At 66.9% G+C, this 24,371-nt stretch carries 25 protein-coding genes; 12 read left to right on the top strand and 13 right to left on the bottom strand.

Annotated features, from left to right (window positions below; translation table 11 throughout):
• The first annotated feature begins 54 nt into the window (after positions 1 to 54).
• The 3 genes from KV110_RS03080 to KV110_RS03070 are packed head-to-tail and all read left to right on the top strand — an operon-like array spanning position 55 to position 2,538.
• Positions 55 to 513: a MarR family winged helix-turn-helix transcriptional regulator gene (locus KV110_RS03080; RefSeq protein ID WP_246634330.1), complete on the top strand. Its 459-nt coding sequence runs from the start codon at positions 55 to 57 to the stop codon at positions 511 to 513.
• Entirely contained in the window at positions 510 to 1,757 is a 1,248-nt protein-coding gene (locus tag KV110_RS03075) for an MFS transporter (protein WP_218473198.1), read from the top strand. Before KV110_RS03080 ends, KV110_RS03075 begins: the two co-directional genes overlap by 4 nt.
• 28 nt (positions 1,758 to 1,785) lie before the next feature.
• Positions 1,786 to 2,538, top strand: coding sequence for a DUF427 domain-containing protein (locus tag KV110_RS03070; RefSeq protein WP_218473196.1), 753 nt, complete (start codon positions 1,786 to 1,788; stop codon positions 2,536 to 2,538).
• 5 nt (positions 2,539 to 2,543) lie between these two features.
• Here the strand turns inward: KV110_RS03070 and KV110_RS03065 are convergent, their stop codons facing one another.
• Together KV110_RS03065 and KV110_RS03060 are read right to left on the bottom strand one after the other, a co-directional pair.
• Positions 2,544 to 3,392, bottom strand: coding sequence for an aminoglycoside phosphotransferase family protein (locus KV110_RS03065; RefSeq protein ID WP_393538170.1), 849 nt, complete (start codon positions 3,390 to 3,392; stop codon positions 2,544 to 2,546).
• 62 nt (positions 3,393 to 3,454) lie between these two features.
• Positions 3,455 to 4,372, bottom strand: a complete 918-nt coding sequence (locus KV110_RS03060; protein ID WP_218473186.1) for an AraC family transcriptional regulator — start codon at positions 4,370 to 4,372, stop codon at positions 3,455 to 3,457.
• A 95-nt stretch (positions 4,373 to 4,467) separates the two neighbouring features.
• Here KV110_RS03060 and KV110_RS03055 point away from each other — a divergent pair, with 95 nt between their 5' ends.
• Together KV110_RS03055 and KV110_RS03050 are read left to right on the top strand one after the other, a co-directional pair.
• The gene (locus KV110_RS03055; RefSeq protein WP_218473180.1) at positions 4,468 to 5,526 is read left to right on the top strand and encodes a saccharopine dehydrogenase NADP-binding domain-containing protein; all 1,059 of its coding nucleotides are present in this window, start codon (positions 4,468 to 4,470) and stop codon (positions 5,524 to 5,526) included.
• Between the two features lie 62 nt (positions 5,527 to 5,588).
• Entirely contained in the window at positions 5,589 to 5,999 is a 411-nt protein-coding gene (locus KV110_RS03050; protein WP_218473178.1) for a cupin domain-containing protein, read from the top strand.
• Between the two features lie 27 nt (positions 6,000 to 6,026).
• Here KV110_RS03050 and KV110_RS03045 read toward each other — a convergent pair whose 3' ends face one another.
• Together KV110_RS03045 and KV110_RS03040 are read right to left on the bottom strand one after the other, a co-directional pair.
• Positions 6,027 to 6,356: a hypothetical protein gene (locus KV110_RS03045; protein WP_218473176.1), complete on the bottom strand. Its 330-nt coding sequence runs from the start codon at positions 6,354 to 6,356 to the stop codon at positions 6,027 to 6,029.
• A complete protein-coding gene (locus KV110_RS03040; RefSeq protein WP_218473174.1) occupies positions 6,356 to 7,570 on the bottom strand; it encodes a 3-ketosteroid-9-alpha-monooxygenase, oxygenase component in 1,215 nt (404 codons plus the stop codon). Before KV110_RS03040 ends, KV110_RS03045 begins: the two co-directional genes overlap by 1 nt.
• 196 nt (positions 7,571 to 7,766) lie before the next feature.
• Here KV110_RS03040 and hsaA point away from each other — a divergent pair, with 196 nt between their 5' ends.
• The 5 genes from hsaA (at position 7,767) to KV110_RS03015 (ending at position 12,847) form a co-directional block, all read left to right on the top strand.
• A complete protein-coding gene (gene hsaA / locus KV110_RS03035) occupies positions 7,767 to 8,930 on the top strand; it encodes a 3-hydroxy-9,10-secoandrosta-1,3,5(10)-triene-9,17-dione monooxygenase oxygenase subunit (RefSeq protein ID WP_218473172.1) in 1,164 nt (387 codons plus the stop codon).
• An 89-nt stretch (positions 8,931 to 9,019) separates the two neighbouring features.
• Positions 9,020 to 9,898: a 4,5:9,10-diseco-3-hydroxy-5,9,17-trioxoandrosta-1(10),2-diene-4-oate hydrolase gene (gene hsaD, locus KV110_RS03030; RefSeq protein ID WP_218473164.1), complete on the top strand. Its 879-nt coding sequence runs from the start codon at positions 9,020 to 9,022 to the stop codon at positions 9,896 to 9,898.
• The gene (gene hsaC / locus KV110_RS03025; RefSeq protein WP_218473162.1) at positions 9,898 to 10,803 is read left to right on the top strand and encodes an iron-dependent extradiol dioxygenase HsaC; all 906 of its coding nucleotides are present in this window, start codon (positions 9,898 to 9,900) and stop codon (positions 10,801 to 10,803) included. Before hsaD ends, hsaC begins: the two co-directional genes overlap by 1 nt.
• 20 nt (positions 10,804 to 10,823) lie before the next feature.
• The gene (hsaB, locus tag KV110_RS03020; protein ID WP_218473160.1) at positions 10,824 to 11,390 is read left to right on the top strand and encodes a 3-hydroxy-9,10-secoandrosta-1,3,5(10)-triene-9,17-dione monooxygenase reductase subunit; all 567 of its coding nucleotides are present in this window, start codon (positions 10,824 to 10,826) and stop codon (positions 11,388 to 11,390) included.
• 164 nt (positions 11,391 to 11,554) lie between these two features.
• Positions 11,555 to 12,847 (top strand): NAD(P)/FAD-dependent oxidoreductase, encoded by a 1,293-nt coding sequence (locus KV110_RS03015; RefSeq protein WP_246634673.1) that lies wholly within the window; start codon positions 11,555 to 11,557, stop codon positions 12,845 to 12,847.
• A 58-nt stretch (positions 12,848 to 12,905) separates the two neighbouring features.
• Here the strand turns inward: KV110_RS03015 and dmpG are convergent, their stop codons facing one another.
• Genes dmpG through KV110_RS02995 form a run of 4 tightly spaced genes read right to left on the bottom strand, consistent with a single transcriptional unit; the run spans position 12,906 to position 17,289 of the window.
• Complete coding sequence (dmpG, locus tag KV110_RS03010; protein ID WP_218473156.1) at positions 12,906 to 13,943, bottom strand: 4-hydroxy-2-oxovalerate aldolase; 1,038 nt, start codon at positions 13,941 to 13,943, stop codon at positions 12,906 to 12,908.
• Positions 13,944 to 13,954: 11 nt separating this feature from the next.
• Entirely contained in the window at positions 13,955 to 14,866 is a 912-nt protein-coding gene (locus KV110_RS03005) for an acetaldehyde dehydrogenase (acetylating) (RefSeq protein ID WP_218473154.1), read from the bottom strand.
• 10 nt (positions 14,867 to 14,876) lie between these two features.
• Entirely contained in the window at positions 14,877 to 15,662 is a 786-nt protein-coding gene (locus tag KV110_RS03000; protein ID WP_218473152.1) for a 2-keto-4-pentenoate hydratase, read from the bottom strand.
• A 1-nt stretch (position 15,663) separates the two neighbouring features.
• A complete protein-coding gene (locus KV110_RS02995; RefSeq protein WP_218473150.1) occupies positions 15,664 to 17,289 on the bottom strand; it encodes an FAD-binding protein in 1,626 nt (541 codons plus the stop codon).
• Between the two features lie 104 nt (positions 17,290 to 17,393).
• On the opposite strand from KV110_RS02995, the gene kstD reads away from it, so the two are divergent.
• Both kstD and KV110_RS02985 read left to right on the top strand, forming a co-directional pair.
• A complete protein-coding gene (gene kstD / locus KV110_RS02990) occupies positions 17,394 to 19,109 on the top strand; it encodes a 3-oxosteroid 1-dehydrogenase (RefSeq protein ID WP_218473141.1) in 1,716 nt (571 codons plus the stop codon).
• Positions 19,110 to 19,117: 8 nt separating this feature from the next.
• Positions 19,118 to 19,978: a MaoC/PaaZ C-terminal domain-containing protein gene (locus KV110_RS02985; RefSeq protein WP_218473132.1), complete on the top strand. Its 861-nt coding sequence runs from the start codon at positions 19,118 to 19,120 to the stop codon at positions 19,976 to 19,978.
• Between the two features lie 44 nt (positions 19,979 to 20,022).
• Here KV110_RS02985 and KV110_RS02980 read toward each other — a convergent pair whose 3' ends face one another.
• The 5 genes from KV110_RS02980 to KV110_RS02960 form a co-directional block, all read right to left on the bottom strand.
• The gene (locus KV110_RS02980) at positions 20,023 to 20,475 is read right to left on the bottom strand and encodes a hypothetical protein (protein ID WP_218473130.1); all 453 of its coding nucleotides are present in this window, start codon (positions 20,473 to 20,475) and stop codon (positions 20,023 to 20,025) included.
• A complete protein-coding gene (locus KV110_RS02975) occupies positions 20,472 to 21,746 on the bottom strand; it encodes a DUF58 domain-containing protein (RefSeq protein ID WP_218473128.1) in 1,275 nt (424 codons plus the stop codon). The genes KV110_RS02980 and KV110_RS02975 overlap by 4 nt, the downstream gene beginning before the upstream one ends.
• A gap of 67 nt (positions 21,747 to 21,813) precedes the next feature.
• The gene (locus tag KV110_RS02970) at positions 21,814 to 22,776 is read right to left on the bottom strand and encodes an AAA family ATPase (protein WP_218473127.1); all 963 of its coding nucleotides are present in this window, start codon (positions 22,774 to 22,776) and stop codon (positions 21,814 to 21,816) included.
• A gap of 29 nt (positions 22,777 to 22,805) precedes the next feature.
• On the bottom strand, positions 22,806 to 23,303 hold the full coding sequence (locus KV110_RS02965; protein WP_218473125.1) for a hypothetical protein: 498 nt from the start codon (positions 23,301 to 23,303) through the stop codon (positions 22,806 to 22,808).
• Positions 23,300 to 24,208 (bottom strand): DUF4129 domain-containing protein, encoded by a 909-nt coding sequence (locus KV110_RS02960; RefSeq protein ID WP_246634327.1) that lies wholly within the window; start codon positions 24,206 to 24,208, stop codon positions 23,300 to 23,302. Before KV110_RS02960 ends, KV110_RS02965 begins: the two co-directional genes overlap by 4 nt.
• Positions 24,209 to 24,371 lie beyond the last annotated feature (163 nt).

The raw sequence follows: 24,371 nt of genomic DNA, 5'->3' as shown, positions 1-24,371 counted from the left end.
CACGAGATATAGATAGTTAGCTTATGTAATAATATCTGAGTGCAGCAGGTCCCGGTGAACACAGCGGATGACATCGTCGTCGATCTACTCGTCACCGCGGGCAGGCTCACTCGGCTGGCCGGGGTGATCAGCGGCGACGATTTGCCGCGTGCGGTGTTGCGGGCACTGGCGGTGCTCGACGAACACGGCGCCGTGCGGGTCAGTGAATTCGCCAGGATCGACCGTTGTTCCCAGCCGGCGGCAACGACGCTGATCGGCAGGTTGGTCGCGGACGGTTTCGCGACCCGACGCAAGGACTCGGCGGATTCCCGGGCCGTCGTCGTCGAACTCACCCCGGCCGGACGCACCCGGCTCACTCAGGCGCGTCAGGCCTTCGCCGCCGCGCTCACCACGCGGCTGGACGGCTTCGACATCGCGCGCCTCGCGCGCCTGGACACCGATTTGAACGAACTGCTGGAGGCCCTGAAAACGGCTACCCGACAGCACAATCCGATATCGAGGGAACATCGATGAGCACTACGGCTCCGCAACGCGCCGCGGGCGCGGACACCAGCGAGACGACCCGGCAACCGAAAGCCGTGTGGGCCGTCGCGTTTGCCAGCGTCATCGCCTTCATGGGCATCGGGCTGGTAGATCCGATTCTGAAACCCATCGGTGAACAGCTGAACGCCTCGCCTTCGCAGGTTTCGCTGCTCTTCACCAGCTACATGCTCGTCACCGGCGTCGCCATGCTGATCACCGGCGTGGTGTCCAGCCGGTTCGGCGCCAAGAAGACATTGCTGGCCGGCCTGGCCATCATCATCGTGTTCGCGGCATTGGCGGGGTTGTCGGACACCGTCACTCAGATCGTCGGATTCCGGGCGGGCTGGGGTCTCGGCAACGCCCTGTTCATCGCCACCGCGTTGGCCACCATCGTCGGCGCGGCCAGCGGCGGTGTCGCCCGCGCGATCATCCTCTACGAGGCCGCGCTGGGCATCGGCATCGCCACCGGCCCGCTGCTCGGCGGCGTGCTCGGCGGAATCAGCTGGCGTGGACCATTTTTCGGTGTCTCGGTATTGATGGCTGTCGCGTTGGTCAGCATCGTCGTGCTGCTGCCCGAGGGGCCGAAGCCGACGCACCACACCTCGATCGCCGCCCCGTTCCTCGCGCTGCGCCATCGTGGGCTGCTGACCGTCAGCCTCACCGCGCTGCTGTACAACTTCGGTTTCTTCACGCTGCTCGCCTACACCCCGTTCCCGCTGGACATGGGCACCTACGCGATCGGCTTCATCTTCTGCGGCTGGGGCGTGCTGCTCGCGCTCGCGTCGGTGTTCCTGGCGCCGCGATTGCAGCGCCGGTTCGGTTCGCTGCCGATGATGGGGTTGTCGCTGGCGCTGTTCGCCGCGGACCTCGCGGTGATGGCGGCGTTCGCCGAGCACAAGCCGGTGCTGATCATCGGTACCGTGCTGGCCGGGCTGTTCCTCGGGGTGAACAACACCCTGATCACCGAGGCCGTGATGATCTCCGCGCCGGTCGAACGGTCGACCGCTTCGGCGGCCTACAGCTTCGTCCGCTTCGCCGGTGGCGCGGCCGCGCCGTACCTCGCGGGCAAGCTCGGTGAGCACAGCATCGCGCTGCCGTTCTGGGTCGGCGCCGCCTGCACCGCGGCCGCGGTACTCGTCCTGCTGACCGGTCGCACGGCGCTCGCGCACATCGACGACCACGATCCCGCGCCGCACAGCATCGACGAAGCGACAGCGATCACCGTGGGCGACTGAGCCGATGGCGGGAGTACCGTCGAGTGGTATGGGCGATGCGCAGCGCGGGCGGGTAAAGGTCGAGGCCAGCCAGAAGCGAGTACGGGTATTTCTCGGTGGCCGCGTGGTGGCCGATACGGCACGGCCGGTGCTGGTGTGGGAGAGCCCGCACTATCCGACGTACTACATACCCGCCGCGGATCTGCACGCGAAACTCGAGCCGACCGGCAACACCCGCCACTCCCCCAGTCGCGGTGATGCGACGGAATACGACGTGGTCGTCGATGGCGCCACGGCCGCCGCTGCCGCACTGCGCTACCACGATTCACCGCTGACCGAGCTGAACGAGCTGGTGCGGCTCGAATGGAACAAGATGGACGAGTGGTTCGAAGAGGACGAGCCGGTCTATGTCCACCCTCGCGACCCCTACTCCCGGGTCGACATCCTCGCCAGCTCCCGGCACGTGCGGGTGGAGATCGACGGTGTCACCGTCGCGGACTCGCACTCTCCGCACATTCTCTTCGAAACCGGGCTGCCCGCAAGGTATTACCTCCCGATGACCGACGTTCGGATGGAGCTGCTGCAGCCGTCCGACACCCACACCAGCTGTCCCTACAAGGGCACCGCCGACTATTGGGCCGTCCGCGTGGGCGACAACGAATACCGGGACTATGTGTGGGGCTACCGCACGCCGCTGCCGGAGAGCCAGAAGATCGCCGGGCTGGTCTGCTTCTACAACGAGAAGGTCGACACCTACGTCGACGGCGAACTTCAGGAACGTCCGCACAGTCCGTTCAGCTGAGTGGTTCAGCGGTAGCCGGTCAAGCCGTCCGCGAGCTCTTCGTCGTCGCCGTCGCGGTAGGCGGCGAGGGCCTGCTGGAGGGCGAAAGTGCCTTGGATAGCAGCTATTCGGGCGACGAGGTCGCCAGTTGGGCCGTCGGTGTGCGCCAGCACCCTGCGCAGTACCTCTGGGCCGTAAGCGCCGACGGCAGCGAAGTCCTCGGCCGGGTCACCGAGACAGACATCGTCCCAGTCGACGACGCCGCGCAAGGCGGGTAATCCATCGACGTTGTCCCACAACAGGTTTGCACCGCCGAGATCGCCGTGGACAACCGCGCTGCTCAGCTGCGGGAGAGCTTCGAGCGCCGTCAATTCGCGCTCGGCGCGGGTCCGCCCGCTGGCATGCATGAGTGGATACAGCTCGGCACGGACACCGTCGGCGAACTGACGCCATCGATCGGCAGGGGCGGGCGGGATCGATTCGCGTATCGCTTGGTCGCCCCCTGCCGCGAACAGCCTGGACAACAACGCATGGCATTGCCGAGCAACAACTTCCGCGACCTCGGGACCGCTGACCGTGCCTTCCACCAAGGGCGCACCCGGAACCCGGGTCAGCACCACATAAGGAACCACGTCGTCAGGCCCCGCCACCGCCAGCGGCTCAGGGACCCGCACACCGAGATCGAGCCCGGACAGCACACGCAGCACCGCCACCCGAGACGGCAGGCGCGCCGCCGCCGCATCGGTGCGCGCCAGGCGGACGACTCGCTCCGAACCGATCACCACATAGTGGAACTGTCCTTCACACACCGTGAGCTCTGTTGGCGCATCGCCGGGCAACAGGCGGCCGAGCAGTTCTCCGTGTGCCCCGAGCAGCGCGTCCGCATCCACCGTTTCCACATCTGTGTTTCTACCGTGCCGACCGGCAGCAGCCGGCCTCAGACCGCGACGAGTGGCGGCTTGTCTTCGGCGCGCCGGTATTGGCCTGGGGCAAGACCGTATTCGCGCTTGAAGGCTTTGGCGAACGCGAATTCGGAGGTATAGCCGACCTTTCGGGCCACCGCACCGAGGGGGCTGTCGGTTTCGCGGAGCAGCCGGGCCGCGGTGAGCATGCGCCAGCGGGTGACGTAGGCCAGCGGCGGTTCGCCGACGGTGGCCGTGAAGCGGCGTGCGAGGGTGGCCCTGGAGACGCCGGCGACCTCGCTGAGATCGGGGACGGTCCAGGTGCGCGCGGGTTCCTCGTGCACGGCCCGCAGCGCGGCGGCCACCGCCGGATCGGCGAAAGCGCCTGCCCAGCCGGTGGATCGATCGGTGGCCTGTTCGTCCAGCCAGGCGCGCAGGACGAAGAGCAGCAGCGTTTCCAGCAGGGCGGGAACGGCGGCGTCGCTGCCGGGACGGGGTTCGGCGATTTCCGCGGCGAGCAGGTCGACGGCGCCGCGCAGTGCCGGGTGCCTGCCGGGACGGGCCGGAAGATGAATGAATTCCGGCAGCTCGTCGAGCAGCGGGTGGCTGCGCTGCCTGCCGAGTTCGTAAGCGCCACAGAGCAATGCCGCGCGCACGCCGGGGCCGGTGACTTCCCTCGGTTCGCCCGGCTGCGCCAGCTCGGTGACCGGCGTGTGGAGGCTGTCGAGGAGGTCGTGATCGGCCCCACGCGGCATGAACACGACATCGCCGACACCGAGGGCCATCGGGGTGCCGCCCGGCGGCACCAGCCAGCAGGAACCCTGCAACACCACGTGGAACCCGGCACCCGGCACCACGGGGTAGCGGCGACCCCACGGCGCGTGCCGGATGAACATCCCGGAAGTCGGGCTGCCCGTGCGGATGGCTGCGATGGTCTCGCTGAGAATGTCCACCCGTTCACCATAGCGCTTGATGTTGAGCGTTTGAGACATACCGACGAGCAATACGACCATTGGTTTACTCATCGAACAGCCATAGATTTTTAGTCATGACATCGACGAGCACTACCGAATCCAGCAAGACCATCGCCATCTACGGCGCCACCGGCATCACCGGCGGCTACGCCCTCACCGAACTGCGCCGACGTGGCTTCACGCCGATTCTGGTGGGCCGCAACGCGGAACGCATCCGCGCCGCGGCGGTGGCCGCCGACCTGCCCGACGCCGCGATCCGGGTGGCCGAGCTCGGCGACCACGACGCGCTGGTGGCCGCGTTCACCGGCGCGGATGTGGTGATCAGCAGCCTGCCCGCGTACGTGGAACACGGTCCCGCGGTGCTGGCGGCGGCGATCGACGCCGGGGCGCACTACACCGACATGTCCGGCGAGCAGCTGTTCCTGAAGCGGGTGTTCGACGAATTCGGCCCGCGTGCCGAGGCCGCCGGGGTGACCCTGGTCTCCGGTGTCACCGACAGCAATCTGCCCGGCGACCTGCTCGGTTATCTGACCACCCGGCGAGTGGCCGGGCCGGCCGAGGTGGTGCTCAGTCATCTGAGCAAGAGCAGCGGCAACGGCTCCAAGGGCAGCGCGAAGACGGTGTTCGCCAGCCTCGACTGGTTCCGCAGCGGAGGCTGGAACTATGCGGACGGCGAATTCCACACCGGCGCAACGGCTAAGCACTCCTCGATGACCTTTCCCGGTGATACCGAATCGACCTCGGTCGCGAAATTCCCGCAGCCGCCGGTGCTCACGATCCCCCGTCATTCGAACGTCTCCTACGTCGAGGGGGTGCTGGCCACCTCGATTCTCGACACGCTGAGCGGTTTCACCGAGGAGATCATCGACTCGCTGCCGGACGCACCCAGTGCGGATCTGCGCTACGACCTGGTCGTCGACGCGTTCGGGGCGGACGGCCGGACGGTCCGCGGCGTGGTGAGTGGTGTGCACTCCTACCGTGATTCGGCACTGATGGCGGTCGAGGCCGCCGCACGACTGATGGACGGCACTCCGAAGCCGGGGGCGCTGGCCGCGGCCGAGGCATTCGACGCGGCCGACTTCCTCGACGCGCTCGCGCCCTTCGACATCACCTGGCGCATCGAAGAACTCTGATCGGGCCGTGCGAAAGGCGCCGCACCGGCGCCTTTTCGCTACGAATCAGGCATAGTCGAGTGATGACCGAGACCCGACCCGCGCTCGCCGCCGCCCTCGACCTGGCCCCACATCCGGAGGGTGGCTGGTTCCGCGAAACCTGGCGCAGCGCCGTAGAATTCACCCCGGACGGCTATGACGGCGCACGGTCCAGCGCAACCGCGATCCACTTCCTGCTGCTGCCCGGTGAGCAGTCCGCGCCCCATACGGTCCGCTCCGATGAACTGTGGCTCTGGCATCGCGGCGGTCCGCTGCTGCTGAACATCGGCGGCGAGGAGATCGTCCTCGGCCCCGACGTCGAAGGCGGTCAGCTGCTACAAGCCGTCGTGCCCGGTGGAGTCCGCCAGGCCGCACGGCCAGCGGGCGACGAGTACGTCCTGGTGAGCTGCCTGGTCTCCCCCGGCTTCGACTTCGCCGACTTTGAAATGAACTGACCCGCACACTCCCCGATGTATTGACCATTACTCCGGGACTTCGAGGACGCCCTCGTCCACCGCCCATTTGATGGTCTTCTCCAGCTGCGGACAGGAGTCCGGGCGGCCGGGGCCACCACCGTTCCTGCTGAGTTCGGCGAAGACGGGGCAGTGCGTTTGCGGCGGTTCGGTCCACTGCACCGAGGTCTGGTGGGAACTGCTCTTGCGCACCAGCACCTGACTCTGGCAGGCCTGACACCGCAGCGGTGTCAGGCCGTGCTCCAGATAGCGCTGCTTGTCGACCACCGTCTGGGCGCGCACTTCGGCCTGCCGCGCCGGCTGGTCGGCGAAGTCGGGTGCTTTAGCCCAGGTGACCATCAGACTCCGGCCTCCGCTTCCGCTTCCTTGGCCTCGTCGGATTCCCGCTTGCGCCGGAGGTTCTCCGCGACCTCGGCTTCCCATGCCTCGTTGGCCTTGGTGGTGTCCACCTCGAACTCGAAGCGCTGGGTCATCTTCTCGGTGACGTCGGCCGCGTCCACATAGAACTGGTCGTACCAGCGACGCAGCTGGTAGACCGGGCCGTCTTCCTCACAGAGCAGTGGATTCTCCACCTTGGACTTGTGCTTCCAGATCTCGACGTCCTGCAGGAAGCCGACGCTGATGCCCTCGGACATCTTCGCGGCCAGCTTGTCCGCCATCTCGCCCTCGACGCCCTTCGGCTTCTCCAGCGTGATGCCCCACTGCAGGACGAACGAATCCTGGGTCACCGGGTAGTGGCAGTTGATCAGGACGCTCTTGACCTCGTAACCGCTGTAGATATTGATCAGTGGATTGATCATGTAGGACGGCCCGAAGTAGGACGCCTCCGACTTCAGCAGGGTGTCGCCGCCGTATTTGGACGCCATCCCGATGTCCGGCCTGCCCTTGGTCTCCAGGAACTGAGTGGCGATGTGGCCCTCGAAGACGTTCTTGAAGTAGGTGGGGAAGGCGAAGTGGATGTAGAAGAAGTGCGCCATGTCGACCACGTTGTCGATGATCTCGCGGCAGTTGGCGCCCTCGATCAGCATCGAATTCCAGACCCATTCGGTCCAGCCGCTGTCGAGTTCTTCGGTCGGATTGCCGTCCGCGTCGGTGTAGGGACCCTCGATGTGCGGGATGGTCACCTCGGGCGGCGGCTGGCTGCCCTCGACGTCGTGCCAGACGAACAGCTGGCCATTGCGCTCGAGCGTGGTCCATTTCCTGGTACGCGCCAGCGGCGGCACCCGCCGCCCATAAGGAATCGCGGTGCACTTGCCGTTCACGCCGGACCAGCGCCAGTCGTGGAACGGGCAGGCGATGTCGTCACCCTTGACCTCGCCCATGCTCAGATCGCCACCCATGTGCCTGCAGTAGGCGTCGAGCACGCGCAGCGCGCCGGCGCTGTCGGCCCAGATGACGAGCTTGGTGCCGAACACATTGACGGCGTGTGGCTTGCCGTCGCGGAACGACTTGGCCAGACCGAGGCAATGCCATCCCCTCGCATACCGGGTGGGCACGGTACCGACATCTAGCTCCCGGACCTTCGCACCGCTCCCCTGTGGGGTAACTGCCATCGCGAATCCTCCTCCTTCTGTACTAGAACACGTTACAAAAATGTCGCGTTCCATGCCAGCGATTCCGGTCACTTCCTGCACATGTCCGTCAATGACCCGGGTTCGGCACCGGTTCTCGACAGAAATAGGAACCTGTTCTAGTCTCAGAGGCAATGAGTACCGGTTATCAATCGACCAGGCAGGAGCAGGTCCCGAGATGACGCAAGAAGTGACCGAACGGGTCGACGCGCTGTTGCCGACGCTGCGCGAGCGCGCGCAGGAGGCCGAGGACCTGCGGCGTATCCCCGACGAATCCATGAAGGCGTTGCAGGAGACCGGTTTCTTCCGGCTGCTGCAGCCCAAGCAGTGGGGCGGTCACGCGGCCGACCCGGTGGTCTTCTACGACACGGTGCGCAAGATCGCGAGCGCGTGCGGGTCCACCGGCTGGGTGGCAGGCATTGTCGGCGTACACAATTGGCATCTGGCGCTGTACTCGCAGCAGGCGCAGGAAGACGTCTGGGGCGAGGACACCGAGGTGCGGATCTCCTCGTCCTACGCGCCGATGGGCGCGGGCCTCGCCGTCGACGGTGGATACCTCGTCAACGGCGCGTGGGCCTGGTCGTCCGGCTGTGACCATGCCACCTGGGCGGTGCTCGGCGGGCCGGTGATCAAGGACGGCAAGCCGGTCGACTTCGGCAGCTTCCTCATCCCGCGCGACGACTACCGCATCGACGACGTCTGGAACGTGGTCGGCCTGCGTGGCACCGGATCCAATACCGTTGTGGTGAAGGACATTTTCGTTCCATCGCACCGGTTCCTGAGTTTCCGCGCGATGAGCGAGATGAAATCGCCCGGCCTGGAACAGAACACCGACCCGGTGTACAAGATGCCTTGGGGCACCGTTCATCCCACGACCATCTCGGCCCCCATCGTCGGCATGGCCTACGGCGCGTACGAGGCGCATGTCGAACATCAGGGCAAGCGGGTGCGCGCGGCGTACGCGGGCGAGAAGGCGAAGGACGATCCGTTCGCCAAGGTGCGGATCGCGGAGGCGTCCAGCGATATCGACGCGGCCTGGCGGCAGCTGTCCGGCAATGTCGCCGACGAGTACGCATTACTGGTCGCGGGTAAGGATGTCCCGTTCGACCTGCGGGTACGGGCCCGGCGCGACCAGGTGCGGGCCACCGGTCGTTCGATTGCCGCCATCGACAAGCTCTTCGAGAGTTCGGGTGCTACGGCGTTGGCGAACGGCACTCCGCTGCAACGCTTCTGGCGTGACGCGCACGCGGGCCGGGTGCACGCCGCCAACGATCCCGAGCGGGCCTACCTCATGTACGGCACGCACGAGTTCGGGCTGCCCGTCACCGACGGCATGGTGTAGGAGCTTGCTGTGAACGAGCGTCAGCGAGTGAACCGAAATCACAGCCGCCCAGAGGGCACGGCGGAGCCGAGCGACAGCGAGGTGGAGTCGTGACCTCTACCGTGGAACTGACCGCCGAGTCGACCTCTCGCTACGCGCAGGTGCGGCCGGACCTGCGGCTGCACTACCACGAAGCGGGCGAAGGCAACGGGCCGACGATCGTGCTGCTGCACGGCGGCGGGCCCGGCGCGTCGTCTTGGTCGAACTTCGCCCGCAACATCCCGGTGCTGGCGCAGAATTTTCATGTGCTCGCCGTGGATCAGCCCGGGTACGGTCGCTCGGACAAGCCGACCGAGCATCCGCAGTACTTCGTGCACAGCGCTTCGGCGCTGAAGGATCTGCTCGATCACCTGCAGATCACCTCGCGGGTACATCTGCTCGGCAATTCCCTCGGCGGCGGCACCGCCGTCCGGTTCGCACTGGACTACCCCGATCGGGCAGGCAAGCTGGTGCTGATGGGCCCGGGTGGGCTGAGCACCAACCTGTTCTCGCCCGATCCCACCGAAGGCGTGAAGCTGCTCGCCAAGTTCAGCTACGAGCCGACCAGGGAAAACCTGGAAGCGTTCCTGCGGATCATGGTCTTCGATCAGTCACTGATCACCGACGAGCTGATCGACGAACGGTTCGCCTCGGCCAGCACGCCGGAATCGCTCGCCGCGGCCAGGGCGATGGGAAAGTCCTTCGCCGGTGCGGATTTCGAGAAGGGCATGCTCTGGCGGGACGTCTACACGCTGCGTCAGCCGGTGCTGTTGATCTGGGGACGTGAGGATCGGGTCAACCCGCTCGACGGGGCACTCGTCGCGACCAAGTCGATCCCACGGGTGCAGCTGCACGTGTTCGGCGGCTGCGGGCACTGGGCACAGTTGGAGAAGTTCCACGAATTCAACCGGCTGGCAATTGATTTCCTCGCCGGTACCAAGGAGAAGTGATGGGGATTCGATCACTCGCTTATCTGCGCATCGAGGCGACCGATATGGCCGCCTGGCGCGAGTATGGGCTCAAAGTGCTCGGCATGGTCGAAGGCAAGGGCGGGAATCCGGACGCGCTGTACCTGCGGATGGACGAATTCCCGGCTCGGCTGGTGATCGTGCCCGGTGAACAGGACCGGCTGCAGATCTCGGGCTGGGAAACCGCCAATGCCGCAGAGCTGCAAGACATCCGGAGTCGACTGGAGGCGGCGGGCGTGCCCTACAAGGAGGGTACCGCCGCGGAACTGGCCGATCGGCGGGTGCACGAGCTGATCCGGTTCGATGATCCCTCCGGCAACACCCTCGAGGCGTTTCACGGTGCGGCGCTGGAACATCGGCGAGTGGTGAGCCCGTACGGTCACCGGTTCGTCACCGAGGAGCAGGGGCTCGGGCACGTGGTGCTCAGCACCAAGGACGACAAGGCCGCGCTGGAGTTCTATCGCGACGTACTCGGCTTCCGGCTGCGCGACTCGATGCGACTGCCACCGCAGATGGTCGGGCGTCCCGCCGACGGTGAACCCGCTTGGCTGCGCTTCTTCGGCTGCAACCCGCGGCACCACTCGCTCGCCTTCCTGCCGATGCCGACACCGAGCGGCATCGTGCACCTGATGCTCGAGGTCGAGGAAGCCGATGATGTCGGGCTTTGCCTCGATCGCGCGCTGCGCAAGAAGGTGCGCATGTCGGCGACCCTCGGCAGGCACGTCAACGACAAGATGCTCTCCTTCTACATGAAGACGCCGGGCGGCTTCGACGTCGAATTCGGCTGCGAGGGACTCGAAGTCGACGACAATGACTGGATTGCCCGCGAATCCACCGCCGTGAGTCTGTGGGGCCACGACTTCACGGTCGGGCAGCGCCAGCAGTGACTGAGAGGGCGAGCGAAACGATGACCCAATCCGCCATCGATGGCAGGCAATTCCGCAATGTGCTCGGTCAGTTCTGCACCGGCATTACCGTCATCACCACCTTCGATGATGCCGAGGCGCCGATCGGTTTCGCCTGCCAATCCTTCGCCGCCCTCTCCCTCGACCCGCCCCTGATCCTGTTCTGCCCCACTAAAACTTCCCGCTCCTGGGCGGCCATCGAACAATCCGGCCGCTTCTGCGTCAATGTCCTCGCCGAAGAGCAACGCGACCTGTGCGCCCGCTTCGGCTCCCGCGAACCCGACAAATTCGCCGGCGCCCCCTGGCACACCTCCCCCCTCGCCCTCCCCGTCCTCGACGACGCCCTCGCCACCATCGAATGCACGGTGGAAAGCGTCGTAGACGGCGGCGACCATTACATAGTCATCGGCCGAGTCCAAGCCCTCACCGAATCCACCACCTCCGGCCGCCCCCTCCTCTTCTACCGAGGCCAATACACCGCCATAGAACCCGACAAAACCACCCCCGCCCCCTGGCGCGCCGACCTCGAACACTTCCTCACCACCACCACCCTCGACACCTGGCTGTAGCCGCCGAACGGGCGCACGATGCGTCGAAACACCAGTATCGGCTCGGTGATGTCCCGCTCAGTACCTGCCCCGTTTCGGATGGGGGGATGGGGGAATGGCGAGTTGGGGGCGATTCTGAGGAGGTGGCCGTGGTTGAGGACAACGGGGCTGGTCGGGAACGGGTGGTGATTGTTGGTAGCGGGTTTGCCGGGTTCGCTTGCGCCAAGAGGTTGTGCCGGATTTTGGGGCGGACGGGGCGGGCTACCGAGGTCTTGCTGGTTACGCCCAATGACTACATGTTGTATACGCCGTTGTTGCCGGATGTGGCCGGTGGATTGATCGATCCGCGGTTTGTGGCGATTTCGCTGGCCGATGCGCTGCCGCGGGTTCGGCTGGTGATCGGTAAGGCGGAAGCGGTCGATCTGGGGAAGAAGACGATCACCGTGAGTAGTGAGCATCAGCCGGAGCGGGAATTGTCTTGGGATCGGCTGGTTCTGACGCCGGGGTCGGTGACGCGGCTGTTCGACGTGCCCGGTGTGGCCGAGCACGCGCACGGCCTGAAGACGGTGGCGGAAGCGCTGTACCTGCGCGAACAGTTGCTGCGGCAGCTGGAGCTGGCCGACTTCGAGGACGACCCGGAGGTGCGCCGGGCCCGGCGGACCGTCGTTGTGGTCGGCGCGTCCTATGCGGGGACCGAGCTCATCGCGCAATTGCGGGCGCTGGCCGACACCTACGCGGCCCGGCGCGGCTTCGACCCGGCCGAGATTCGCTTCGTGCTGCTCGACATGGCCGAACGGGTGATGCCGGAGGTGGGTGATCGGCTGAGCGACAAGGTCCTGAGCGTGCTACGCGAACGCGACATCGACATCCGGCTGAAAACCTCGCTGAAGGAACTGACGGACAGCCAGGCGGTGCTCACCGACGGCACCGTCGTCCCGACCTACACCTGCGCCTGGGTGACCGGAGTAACCGGTGCACCAATGCTCGAAACGCTCGACCTGCCGATGGAACGGGGACGCTTGGTGGTCGACGCGAAGCTCGGCGTACCCGGTCACCCAGACGTCTTCGCGGGCGGTGATGCGGCGGCGGTGCCCGACCTCACCAAACCCGGCAAGATCACCCCGCCGACGGCGCAGCACGCGTCCCGGCAGGGCAAGGCGCTCGCCAGGAATGTCGCCGCCAGTCTCGGCATCGGCGTTGCCGCACCGTACAAACACCGCGATATGGGTCTGGTCGTCGATCTGGGACCGCACTTCGCGGTGGCGAACCCGTTGGGCGTCAACCTGTCCGGCTTCCCCGCCAAGGCGGTGACGCGCGCGTACCACACCGTCGCCGTGCCCCGGCCGGTCAACCGCTGGGCGATCTCGCTGGGCTATCTGACCAACTCGGTCACCCCGCGCCCACTGTCCCTGCTGGGACTCGTCAGTCCGGAAGAGGCGAGCTTCGGCAGCAGCGAAGGCATTCCGAGCCGTCGGTGAGCAGCCACGAGAACGGGCCGCGAACAGTACTCCGTTCGCGGCCCGGCTTTTTCGCTGATCAGGCGGAGACTGCCGACTGCTCCCGCTCGAGCTCGAGGGCAATGTCGATGAGCTGGTCTTCCTGGCCGCCGACGAGCTTGCGCTTGCCAGCGCGAACCAGCATTTCGGCGGCGGAAACGCCGTAACGTTCGGCCTGCCGCTCGGCGTGCTTGAGGAAACTGGAGTAGACGCCCGCGTAACCCATCATCAGGGACGAGCGGTCCAGCAGGCATTCCTGCGGCATGGCCGGACGGACGACATCTTCGGCGGCGTCGGCGATCGCGAAGAAGTCGATGCCCGTCTTGATGTCGAGTTTGTCGCACACGCCGACCAGCGCTTCGACCGGCGTATTGCCCGCGCCCGCACCGAAACGCCGGGCACTACCGTCGATTTGGGTAGCGCCCGCGCGAATGGCGTAGATGGAGTTGGCGACCGCGAGATCCAGGTTCTCGTGACCGTGGAACCCGACCTGGGCATCGGCACCGAGTTCGGCGACCAGGGCGGCGACACGATCGGTGACCTGCTCGAGCACAAGGGCTCCGGCGGAATCGACCACGTAGACGCACTGGCAGCCCGCATCGGCCATGATGCGGGCCTGTTTGGCCAGCACCTCCGGCGGTTGACTGTGCGACATCATCAGGAAGCCAACGGTTTCCAGCCCGAGTTCGCGGGCCAGGCCGAAGTGCTGGATGGAGACATCGGCTTCGGTGCAGTGGGTGGCGATGCGGCAGATGGACGCGCCATTGTCCTGGGAGATCTTGATGTCTTCCTTGACACCGACACCGGGCAGCATCAGGACCGCGATCTTGGCCTGCTTCGCCGTCTCCGCCGCGATCTTGACCAGTTCCTGCTCAGGGGTTTTGGAGAAGCCGTAGTTGAACGACGAGCCGCCGAGGCCGTCGCCGTGGGTGACCTCGATGACCGGCACACCCGCGCCGTCCAGGGCGGCGACGATGTCCCGTACCTCGGTGGCGGTGAACTGGTGGCGCTTGTGGTGCGATCCGTCGCGCAACGAGGTATCGGTGACGCGGATGTCGAGTTCTGCTGAATAGGCCATGGTTTCGCTCCTTACACCCGTGCCGAGACGATTTGACCGGCGATAACCTCGCCGACTTGGGTGGCGGCGGCAGTCATGATGTCGAGGTTGCCCGCATACGGCGGCAGGAAGTCACCCGCGCCTTCCACCTCGACGAACACCGAAACCTTCGCCATCCCACCCGAGATCACCGACGGCGGGTCGAACTGGGGATCGTTGAGCAACCGGTAGCCCGGCACATACTGCTGGATGTCGGCCACCATGCGATGAATGGAATCGGTGATGGCGTCGGTGTCCGCGTCCTCGGGGATGGCGCAGAAGATGGTGTCGCGCATGATCATCGGCGGTTCGGCCGGGTTGAGGATGATGATCGCCTTGCCGCGCTGCGCGCCGCCGATGGTTTCGACCCCACGACTGGTGGTTTTGGTGAACTCATCGATATTGGCGCGCGTACCGGGACCCGCGGACACCGACGAGACGGAGGCGACGATTTCCGCGTAAACGACTGGCACGACGCGCGATACCGCCGCCACGATCGGGATGGTGGCCTGGCCACCGCAGGTGATCATGTTGACGTTCGGCGCATCCAGATTCGCACCGAGATTCACCGGCGGCACCACCGCGGGCCCCACGGCGGCGGGCGTGAGGTCCACCGCGCGGATACCCGCTTCGGCATACTTCGGAGCGGCGGCACGATGCACATACGCCGAGGTCGCCTCGAAAATCAGCTCGGGCAGCTCGGATCGGCCCAACAGCCAGTCCACCCCCTCGGCAGAGGTTTCCAACCCCAGCCCGCGGGCCCGCTTCAAACCCTCACTGTCCGGATCGATCCCGATCATCCACCGCGGCTCGATGGCCGTAGAACGCAACAGTTTGTAGAGCAGATCGGTACTGATATTGCCGGACCCGACGATCGCGGCGGTGACGGTCCCGTTCTCGGACACCACAAGCCTCCTAAATGAATTGCAAACGGACAGAACCGAGCCCAGCGAACTCGGCATGAAACCCATCGCCCGGCCTGGCGTCGATGGCGCGGGTGCACGAGCCGGGCAGCACGATGTCGCCCGCCTTCAGCCGGACCCCGAAGCTCGCGACCTTGCGGGCGAGCCAGGCGACCGCGATCACCGGATCACCGAGCACGGCGTCGCTGCGGCCCTCGGCCACCACCTCGCCGTTGCGGGTGAGCACCGCGTCGATCGCCTTGATGTCGATGTTCTCGGGCGCTACCCGCTCCGGGCCGAGCACGTACCCCGCGGAGGACGCGTTGTCGGAGATGGTGTCCATCAACCCGATATTCCAGTCCTTGATCCGCGAATCGATCAGCTCGATGGCGGGCGCGAAAGCCACCGTCGCGGCGAGCACGTCGGCCTCGGTGCAATCCGCGCCGGGCAGGTCGGCGCCGAGCACGAACCCGACCTCGACCTCGACGCGCGGAAACAGGTAGCGACCGGCCTCGACCGGGACGTCTTCGTAGACTTCCATTTCCGCGAGCAGATGACCGTAGTCGGGTTCATCCACACCCATCATCTGCTGCATGGCCTTGGACGAGAGCCCGACCTTGTGCCCCACCACCCTGGCGCCGGTGTCGAGCCGGCGCCGGATATTGATCAGCTGGATCTCGTAGGCATCGACCACATCGATATCCGGATACCGGCTGACCAGCGGGTCGATCGGCACTCGGTCGCGCTCGGCGCGCTCGAGTTCATCGGCCAGTTCGGTTCGTACCGCGTCGGACAGCACGCTAGTTTCCTTCCACAGTTGCTTGCTCGAGTGCGGGGACCTGTTCGCCCGCCGCGGACCGACCGGCCCGGCGGCCGGAGAAGATGCAGTCGGACAGCGAAAGCCCGCTGACATAGGATTCCGAGCAGATGCCGACCGCCGTCCGTCCGGCGGCGAAGAGACCCGGAATATCAATTCCGGCAGTCGATTTCACCGCGCCGGTGCGCTCGTCCACGACGACTCCGCCGAGGGTGAGCATCGGACATGGATTGCTCAGGCTCGGTTTGATGCCCACATCCAGCAACCAGAAGGGCCCGGTGCGCAGCGGTTTGGTGAACTCGGCCGGCTTGCCGACCGGATCCGGCGTGCCGTTCGCGATCGCGGCATTGTGCGCGTCCACCGTCGCCCGCAGCCCGGCGATATCGATGCGCGCCTTCGCCGCGACGGCTTCCAGCGTTGCACCGCGAATCGCGGTGCGCCGCATGGCCTCGAACTGACCGCGCTGGAACCAGGCGCCCTGCTTACCGATCTGGTCGATGGCGGTGCGCATCAGCTCGTCGTCGGCGAGCAGCCAGCCCTTGCCGTCGTGTTCGGCGATGAGCGCGTGACCGACCGCCGCACCGTACCGGGTTTCGTCGATGACCCGACGACCCGCCGCATCGACCAGCACCGCGCCGGTAAAAGCGCTGGGCGGCAGAAGGAACCGCCAGGCGGAGACATTGCCCATCCGGTCGGTGGCCGCGCCGACCTGTTGCGCGAGCAGGATGCCGCTCCCGTCGTCGCCGGTGGTGCCGAGTGCGAGCCCGCCGCGGTAGGCCGGGGCGTATTCGCGCAGCATCGCGCGATTGGCGATGAAGCCACCGGCGCTGAGCACCACGCCGCGCCGGGCCAGCACCCGAATTGTCCGGCCGTACTGGCGATCCAGCCGGGTCAACCGCTTCTCCAGCGCGGCACGTAGCGGCGGATAGTAGATCCCTGGCTTGGCAGCGACTTTCGCCAAGCGGGTGTAGCGATCACGGATCCGACCCGGTGCGTCGCGTAAGGTGCGGCATTCGACACCGAGCACCGTGCCCGCGTCGTCGGTGATCAATTGCGTCGCCTGGGTGAGGGTTTCGAGCCGGACGCCAAGCCGGGACGCGGCGGCGGCGAGCGGAGCGGTCAGCTGCTTGCCGGAGGTGCCACGCCCTTTGACCCGATGCCCGCGCTGCGCCGCCGGAATGTCGCGGAACGCGCCGGAGATCTCGCTGCCCGAGTAGTACAGGTAGTAGCTGTCGTTCGGGTACGACGTCTTATACGGGCACAGCGAGGCCTCGAACGGAACGCCGTGCCCCTTCAACCACTCGATCATCGCCGGGCTCTCGGCCACGAAACGGCGCAATGTCTCCGGCGACACCGCGGCACCGACCTCGCGCTCGAGATAGGCGAGCATCGCCTCGGGCGTATCGGCGACACCGGCCTCTTGCTGCACCGATGTGCCGCCGCCCGCGTAGATGATGCCGCCGGACAACGCCGAGGCCCCGCCGCCGGCGAACCGGTCCAGTGCCAGCACCTGCGCGCCGTCGGCCGCCGCCTCCAGTGCCGCGGCGGCGCCCGCCGCGCCGAATCCGACGACGACCACGTCGGTGACCAGGTCCCAATCGAACCCCATGTACTTCACTCCGGTCTGAAACTGAAACGAGTTTCTCGGTGGATGGAAAGCCGAGTAAGTCTTCTGCCACACAACATAGACCAATGGCGGGATCATTCTATAACGTGTTCTACATGATTGATCGGGAATACGACGTGGTGGTGGTCGGCAGCGGCGCCGCGGGCATGACCGCCGCCCTCACCGCCGCCCACCACGGGCTCAGCGTGGTGCTCATCGAGAAGGCCGCGCACTATGGCGGGTCGACCGCCCGCTCCGGCGGTGGCGTCTGGATCCCCGGCAACAAGGCGCTGCGCGCGTCCGGGCGACCCGACGACCGCGAGGCGGCACGCACCTATCTGCACAGCATCATCGGTGACGTGGTGCCCAAGGACCGGATCGATACCTACATCGACCGTGGCGCGGAGGCCTTCGACTTCGTGCTCGACCACACCCCGCTGAAGATGAAGTGGGTGCCGGGCTACTCCGACTACTACCCCGAGGCGCCCGGCGGGCTCGGCGAGGGCCGCTCGTGCGAGCCCGCTCCGTTCAATGCCAAGGTGCTCGGCGTGGAGCTGGCCAATCTGGAGCCGCCCTACGCCAAGGCGCCGCTGAACGTCGTCGTCATGCAGGCCGATTTCGTCCGGCTCAACCTGATCCGCAGGCACCCGAAGGGCATGATGCGCGCCATGCGGGTCGGCGCGCGTACCTACTGGGCCAAGCTCACCGGCAAACACATCCTTGGCATGGGCCAGGCCATCATCGCCGCGATGCGCAAAGGACTGCTGGACGCGAATGTGCCTGTCCTGCTGAATACCCCACTGACGGGGCTCGTGGTGGAGAACGGCGTGGTCACCGGGGTCGAAGCTAAGCATGAGGGCGAACCGGTCACCTTCACCGCGCGCTACGGCGTGGTACTCGGCAGCGGCGGTTTCGAGCGCAATGCCGAGCTGCGCACCAAGTACCAGCGTCAGCCCATCACCACCGAATGGACGACCGGTGCGGCCGCCAATACCGGCGACGGCATCATCGCGGGCATGGCGGCAGGTGGCGACGTCGGGTTCATGGAGGACGCCTGGTGGGGTCCGACCGTCTTCAAGGGCGGGCGGCCGTGGTTCGCGCTGGCCGAGCGTAATCTGCCGGGCACCATCATGGTCAACGCCGAGGGCAAGCGCTTCGGCAACGAGTCCGCGCCTTACGTCGAGGCCGTGCACACCATGTACGGCGGCAAGTACGGGCAGGGCGAGGGGCCGGGCGCGAACATCCCGGCCTGGCTGGTCTTCGATCAGCGCTACCGCAACCGCTACATTTACGCCGGGTTGCAGCCCGGCCAGCGCTTTCCGTCGCGCTGGATGGAGAACGACAACATCGTCAAGGCGGACACCCTCGACGAGCTCGCCGCGAAGATCGGCGTTCCCACGGCCAACCTCACTGCCACGGTGAACCGCTTCAACACCTTCGCCGAGACCGGCAAGGACGAGGACTTCGGCCGCGGCGACAGCCACTACGACCGGTACTACGGCGATCCGACGGTCAAGCCGAATCCATGCCTTGCCGCGCTGGTGCAGGGCCCGTTCTACGCCGCCAAGATCGTGCCCGGCGATCTGGGCACCAAGGGCGGCCTGGTCGCCGATACCGCGGGCCGGGTGCTGCGCGAGGACGGCACCCCGATCGAGGGCCTGTACGCCTCGGGCAACTGCTCGACTCCGGTAATGGGCCACACCTACGCGGGCCCTGGCGCGACCATCGGCCCCGCACTGACCTTCGGCTACCTGGCCGTGCTCGACATCGTCGAGAAGAAGTCCGCGCAGCCTGCCCAGGCCGTCCAGCCGCCGACCAACTAGGAGAATTGATGCCCATCGATCCGAAAGTCGCGCTGGGGGCCGAACTTCCGAGCCGGGAGTTCACGTGGACGCCGTCCGACGTGCAGCTGTATCAACTGGGGCTCGGCGCGGGCACGCGGTGGACCGATCCGGCCGAGTTGCGCTACCTCGACGACCGCGTGCCCCAGGTGCTGCCGACCTTCGCGACCGTCGCGCCGACCCTGCACGAGACCGAGCCGCCGCGCGTCCGCTTCCCCGGTATCGACATAGATCTGGCGAAGGTGGTGCACGGTCATCAGGAGGTGGAGGTGCATCGCCCGATCCCGGCCACCGGCACAGCGACCAGCACAGGTCGGATCACCGAACTGTGGGACAAGGGGTCCGCGGCGGTGGTGGTGCAGGAGCAGACCGTCACCGGTGCGGACGGTCAGCCGCTGTGGACCGCGCGCTCCTCGATCTTCGCGCGCGGCGAAGGCGGCTTCGGCGGCGAGCGCGGGCCGAGTACCAAGTCCGAACTGCCCGACCGCGCACCGGATTTCGACGTGACCACGCCGACGCTGCCGCAGCAGGCGCTGCTGTATCGCATGTGTGGTGATCGCAACCCGCTGCACTCGGATCCCGAATTCGCCCGCGCCGCCGGGTTTCCCGCGCCCATCCTGCACGGACTGTGCACCTACGGCATCGTCTGCAAGACGGCCACCGACACCGTGCTCGGCTCGGCGGCCGAGCGGGTCACCGGATTCCGCGCCCGCTTCGCCGGCGTGCTCTACCCGGGCGAGACGATCCGTACCCGCATCTGGCAGCAGGGCAACGAATTGACCATTGCCGCAACGGTGGTCGACCGCGAGGACGCCCCCGTCCTCGGCGACGTGACCCTGCGCTTCGCCTGAGCTGACGGCGCTGTACACCCCCTCGTCCACCGCACTCGGGTGGTTCAGGGGGCGTGCGGTGCCGTATTGACGCGGGTGCGGCGGACGGCTACGCCCTGGACGATCAACGCGTACAGCACGATCACCAGAATCGGGGCGGCGAGCGGCGCCCAGGCCAAGCGCAGCGGGAGCAGGGCGGCGCCGACCGCCACGGCGGCAAAACCGACCGCGCCCGCGACCGAGGGCACCGTGGTCGGCACCACCCCGCGCGGCGCGGTGACGGTCGCCGCGTTCAGCAGATAGGTGGTGGCGACCAGTCCCATTGCGGCGGAAGCGAGTACGCCGGGATTCGCGACGGCGAGCACGCCAACCGCCAACAGCACCGCGGCGACCGCCAACGGCCGGAACCACCAGCCGAGGGCGACCAGGACGAGGGCCGCGATGGCGGCCCATGGTTCCAGCAACGCCACCGACGTCACCAGCAGCACGCCCGACAGGACAGCGAGGAATCGGGTCATCGGCGCACCCGGACGGTCCTGCGGTGTTCCGGCAGCACGCGCATGATCTGATCGAGCCGGGTCGCCTCGGGCCAGGCCACGATGTCGACGCCGACGGTGCCCATGTCGCGATACATCGAGGCCCGCTCCAGCTGCCACATCTTGGCCAGGGTCGGGTCGAGATGCTCGCGAAACGGTGTGCCGCGCAGGACATCCACCACCACGACAACGTGTCCGCGCTTGCGCAGGTCGATCAGCGCGAGCGCGAACTGAGTGTCCAGCAGCGTGGAGAAGGCGACGACGATGGCGCCGAGCGGCACGGCCGAGTGCGGCGCCAGGGTGCCGGTGGTGGGTATGTACTCGTCGCCGACGTCCAGCACGGTATCGACGATCCGGTAGAACTGGCGGCGGCCGATATCCGGTCGCAGCCAGCGCGGTCCCTCGCCGAGGCAGACGACGGCGGTGCGGTCACCGGCTTGCAGCGTCGACTGCACTACCTGCGCCGCGCCACGCACGGACAGTTCGAGGGAATCGGTAGCGGGGCCCGGCGCCTGCTGTGAGGTATCCACCAGCACAACGACATCCGCGGAGCGGTTGGTCAGTCGCTCGGTGACGTACAACCGGCCGCGCCGCGCGCTCACCGGCCAGTTCACGATGCGCAGCTGGTCACCCGGCGCGTAGGCGCGGATGTCGGCGTACTCCACGCCGGGTCCGTGCCTGCGGGTGAGGTGGGTGCCGAGGCGCTCGGGCAGTTCGGTGCGCGGCAATCGCATGCGCTGCGGGTCGGTGATCGGGTAGACGAACAGTTGCCCCGCGGGCAGTACCGCGGTGGCGACGGCGAGGCCCGCCGGGCTGAGCGCGGAGACCCGCACCGACACCGGATAGCGACCCCACCGATCCGCGGTGAGTGCCAGCCGCAGCCCGGCGGGTGCGGCGCCGGAATCGCTGGACTTCTCGACTTCGATACCCAGTGCCGCTACCGCTTCCGGCTTCAGTCGCAGCAACGCGTGCCCGCGCTCGACGAATGCGGCGACGGTCAGCACCACCTCTTCGGATTCGAAGCACCGCAGTGTGCCGCCGCCGTCGACCTGGATCTTGGTCGAGGACTGCTGCCACGGCGCGGTGGCCAGCACGCCCAGCAGCGGCGCGGCGAAGACCACCAGCTGCCACCGGCCGAGCACGACCGCGAGTACCAGGGCCGCCCCGGCACAGATCGCGAGCATGAAGACCAACGGCGCTGGGCGCCATCGCAATTCGGCCTCGACCGCGGTGCTCGCGTCGCGATGCCTCATGACCGCGCCTCGCTGGCGCTCGGCTCCGTCATGGGCATAGCGCGCTGGCACATGATTCGCTCACTGCTCATGTCACGGTGGCGCGCGGGACCGGGAGACGGCGCAGCAGCTCGGTGATCACGTCCTCGCCGCGGATCCGGCGCACCCACATCTCGGGTCGCAGGGTGATCCGATGCGCCATGGCCGGAATCGCCAGCGCCTTAACGTCTTCCGGAATCACGTAGTCCCGGCCGAGCAGTAGCGCCCGCGCCCGCGACATCTGCACCAGGTCCAGCTCCGCGCGCGGGCTGGCACCGACCTCCACCTGCGGGTGCGCCCGGGTGGCCGCGGCGAGCGCGACCACGTAGCTCACCACATCCGGATGCACCGTGACGTACTCGACCGATTGGCGCATCTCCAGCAGGCCTTTGGCATCGACGACCTGGCCGACCTGCGGTATCGTCGCGCCCCGCTCCAGCCTGCGCCGAATCATCTGCGTCTCATCGTGTTCGGACAAATAGCCGAGCCGCAACTGGATCGCGAACCGGTCCAGCTGTGCTTCCGGCAGCGGATAGGTGCCCTCGTACTCGATCGGGTTGTCGGTCGCCAGCACGATGAAAGGCTGTGGTAGCGGGAAGGTTTCGCCGTCTATGCTGACCTGCCCCTCGGCCATCGACTCCAGCAGCGCGGCCTGCGTCTTCGGCGGCGTGCGGTTGATCTCGTCCGCGAGCAGCACATTGGTGAATACCGGCCCGCGGCGAAAGGTGAAGCGGCCGGAGGACATGTCGTAGATGGTCGACCCGAGCAGATCGGCGGGTAGCAGGTCGGGGGTGAACTGCACGCGGGTGAATTGCAGCCCGAGGGCCGCGGCGAACGATCTGGCGATCAGCGTTTTCCCCAGACCCGGTAGGTCTTCGATCAGGACGTGACCACCGGCCAGCACCGCGACCATGATCAACCGCATTTCTTCCTGCTTGCCGACCACGACCCGGGACAGCTCCCGGAGCACGGCGTCACTGCGTTGGACGGTGGCGTCCATCGGCATCGTCATGTGTGTACCCGCACTTGCCTCAACCCATTTCACATTCTTTGCAGGCGGCTCAGGATCTCGTCCAGCGCCGCCCGTCCCGGTGCCCTAGTGGTCTGATCACGCAATGCCGAGTTGGCCGGGTCCACCCAGCGCCACAGTTCCGGTCCGAACAGATGAATGCCTGCGGCCTCGGTGGCCCTGCGGTTCTTCGCGACCCGCTGCCCGCTGGACAACTCGAACTCCTTGGCCAGCAGCGGACGTAGGTGCCGGTCCCAGTCGGCGCGGGTGCCGTCGGCGCGGTCGGCGAGCATCTGCGCCCTGGCGTGCCAGCGGCGCAGCATCTCGGCGGGACCGTTCTCGATCTCATCGATCTCGTCGTAGCCGCGTGCTTCCGAGCGTTCCAGCAGCGACCAGACCAGCCAGGCCACCGCCAGCGCCACCGGGACCGCGGTGACCGCTAACATCACCCCGCGCGCCTGGTCGAAGGTGATCAGCTCGATCACCGCGATGACGATCGCGGCACTGATGACGATGGCCGTTCGGTTCAAGCTGCCGCCTCTCCCTGCAGGTCCGCGAGAACGATCCGCAAAAGCTGCTCGGCGCGCATCCGCTGCCACTCGAGCATCGCGTGCGGACTGAACCGAGCCTCCTCGAACAGCGCGACCAGCTCGCGCGCGGAGGCGTCATGCAGCGCGCCGCGTTCGAAGGCGCGGGCGAGCACCTCCATCGGGGTGTCCGAAACCAGCGGTGCGGCAGCACGATCGAAGGCGAGGCCGCGTTCCATCGCGACGTAGCAGGCGATGATGGCGGTGCGTGGCTCTTGACCGGGCACATTCATCGCGGCCAAACCCATTTCGGCCGCCCTGGCTAGCGAGTCCACCGCGGTGGGCGGCACCGCGACCGGCGGCAACGGCGGCGGAGCGGGCTTGCGGCGGGACGCGATGGCGACCACGATCAGTCCGATCATGGCCACGGCGACCAGTGCGATCGCGGCGATGACGGTGAGCAGGAAGGCGGTGCCGGTCAGCTCGGTGGGGGTGGAGCCGGGGTCGGGCGTACCGGTGGCGAACTCGTCCGGCGGCTGTCCGGTCGTTTGCGCGGGTGCTGCTGGGAGTGGCGCGCTTTCGCGGCCGACCCCGACGAAGAACACCGCGGAGACGGCCGCGAGAACCAGTGCGAGCGCCGCGAGTCCGGCCAGCACCAGCAGGCCGATCCGGCCGAGGCGCCACTGCTGCCGGTCGCTGTCGCGGTCCGGCTCTGGCATGGCCAGCGGCAGCCGGTGCTGGCTGGCGATCACGCCTGCCAGCAGGATCACCATGGACACGGTGAGCAGGACCGGCATCAACGCCACCGACAATGCCGAAGGCGCCGAACGGTTATCGCGGGATTCGGTCACTCCTGGGATGTATCCGTGCAGCGCGATCGCGGCAAACGCCAGCAGCGTGATCAGCACGATCACGCACAATATCGGCGCTCGCGCCCCGGCCACGTATTACCACCAAATCTGAGTACTGCACAAAACAGCCACATAGTTACATGCCGAGCGGTCCGCTCGGGATGGAATCGAATACTTCGGAATTCATCCTCTTTATCCGAGTACGGCGCCGCTCCGAACC

Source organism: Nocardia iowensis, from assembly GCF_019222765.1.
Taxonomy (GTDB): domain Bacteria; phylum Actinomycetota; class Actinomycetes; order Mycobacteriales; family Mycobacteriaceae; genus Nocardia; species Nocardia iowensis.
The sequence above is the reverse complement of the archived record's forward strand: the minus strand, read 5'-3'. Positions and strand labels throughout refer to the sequence as shown.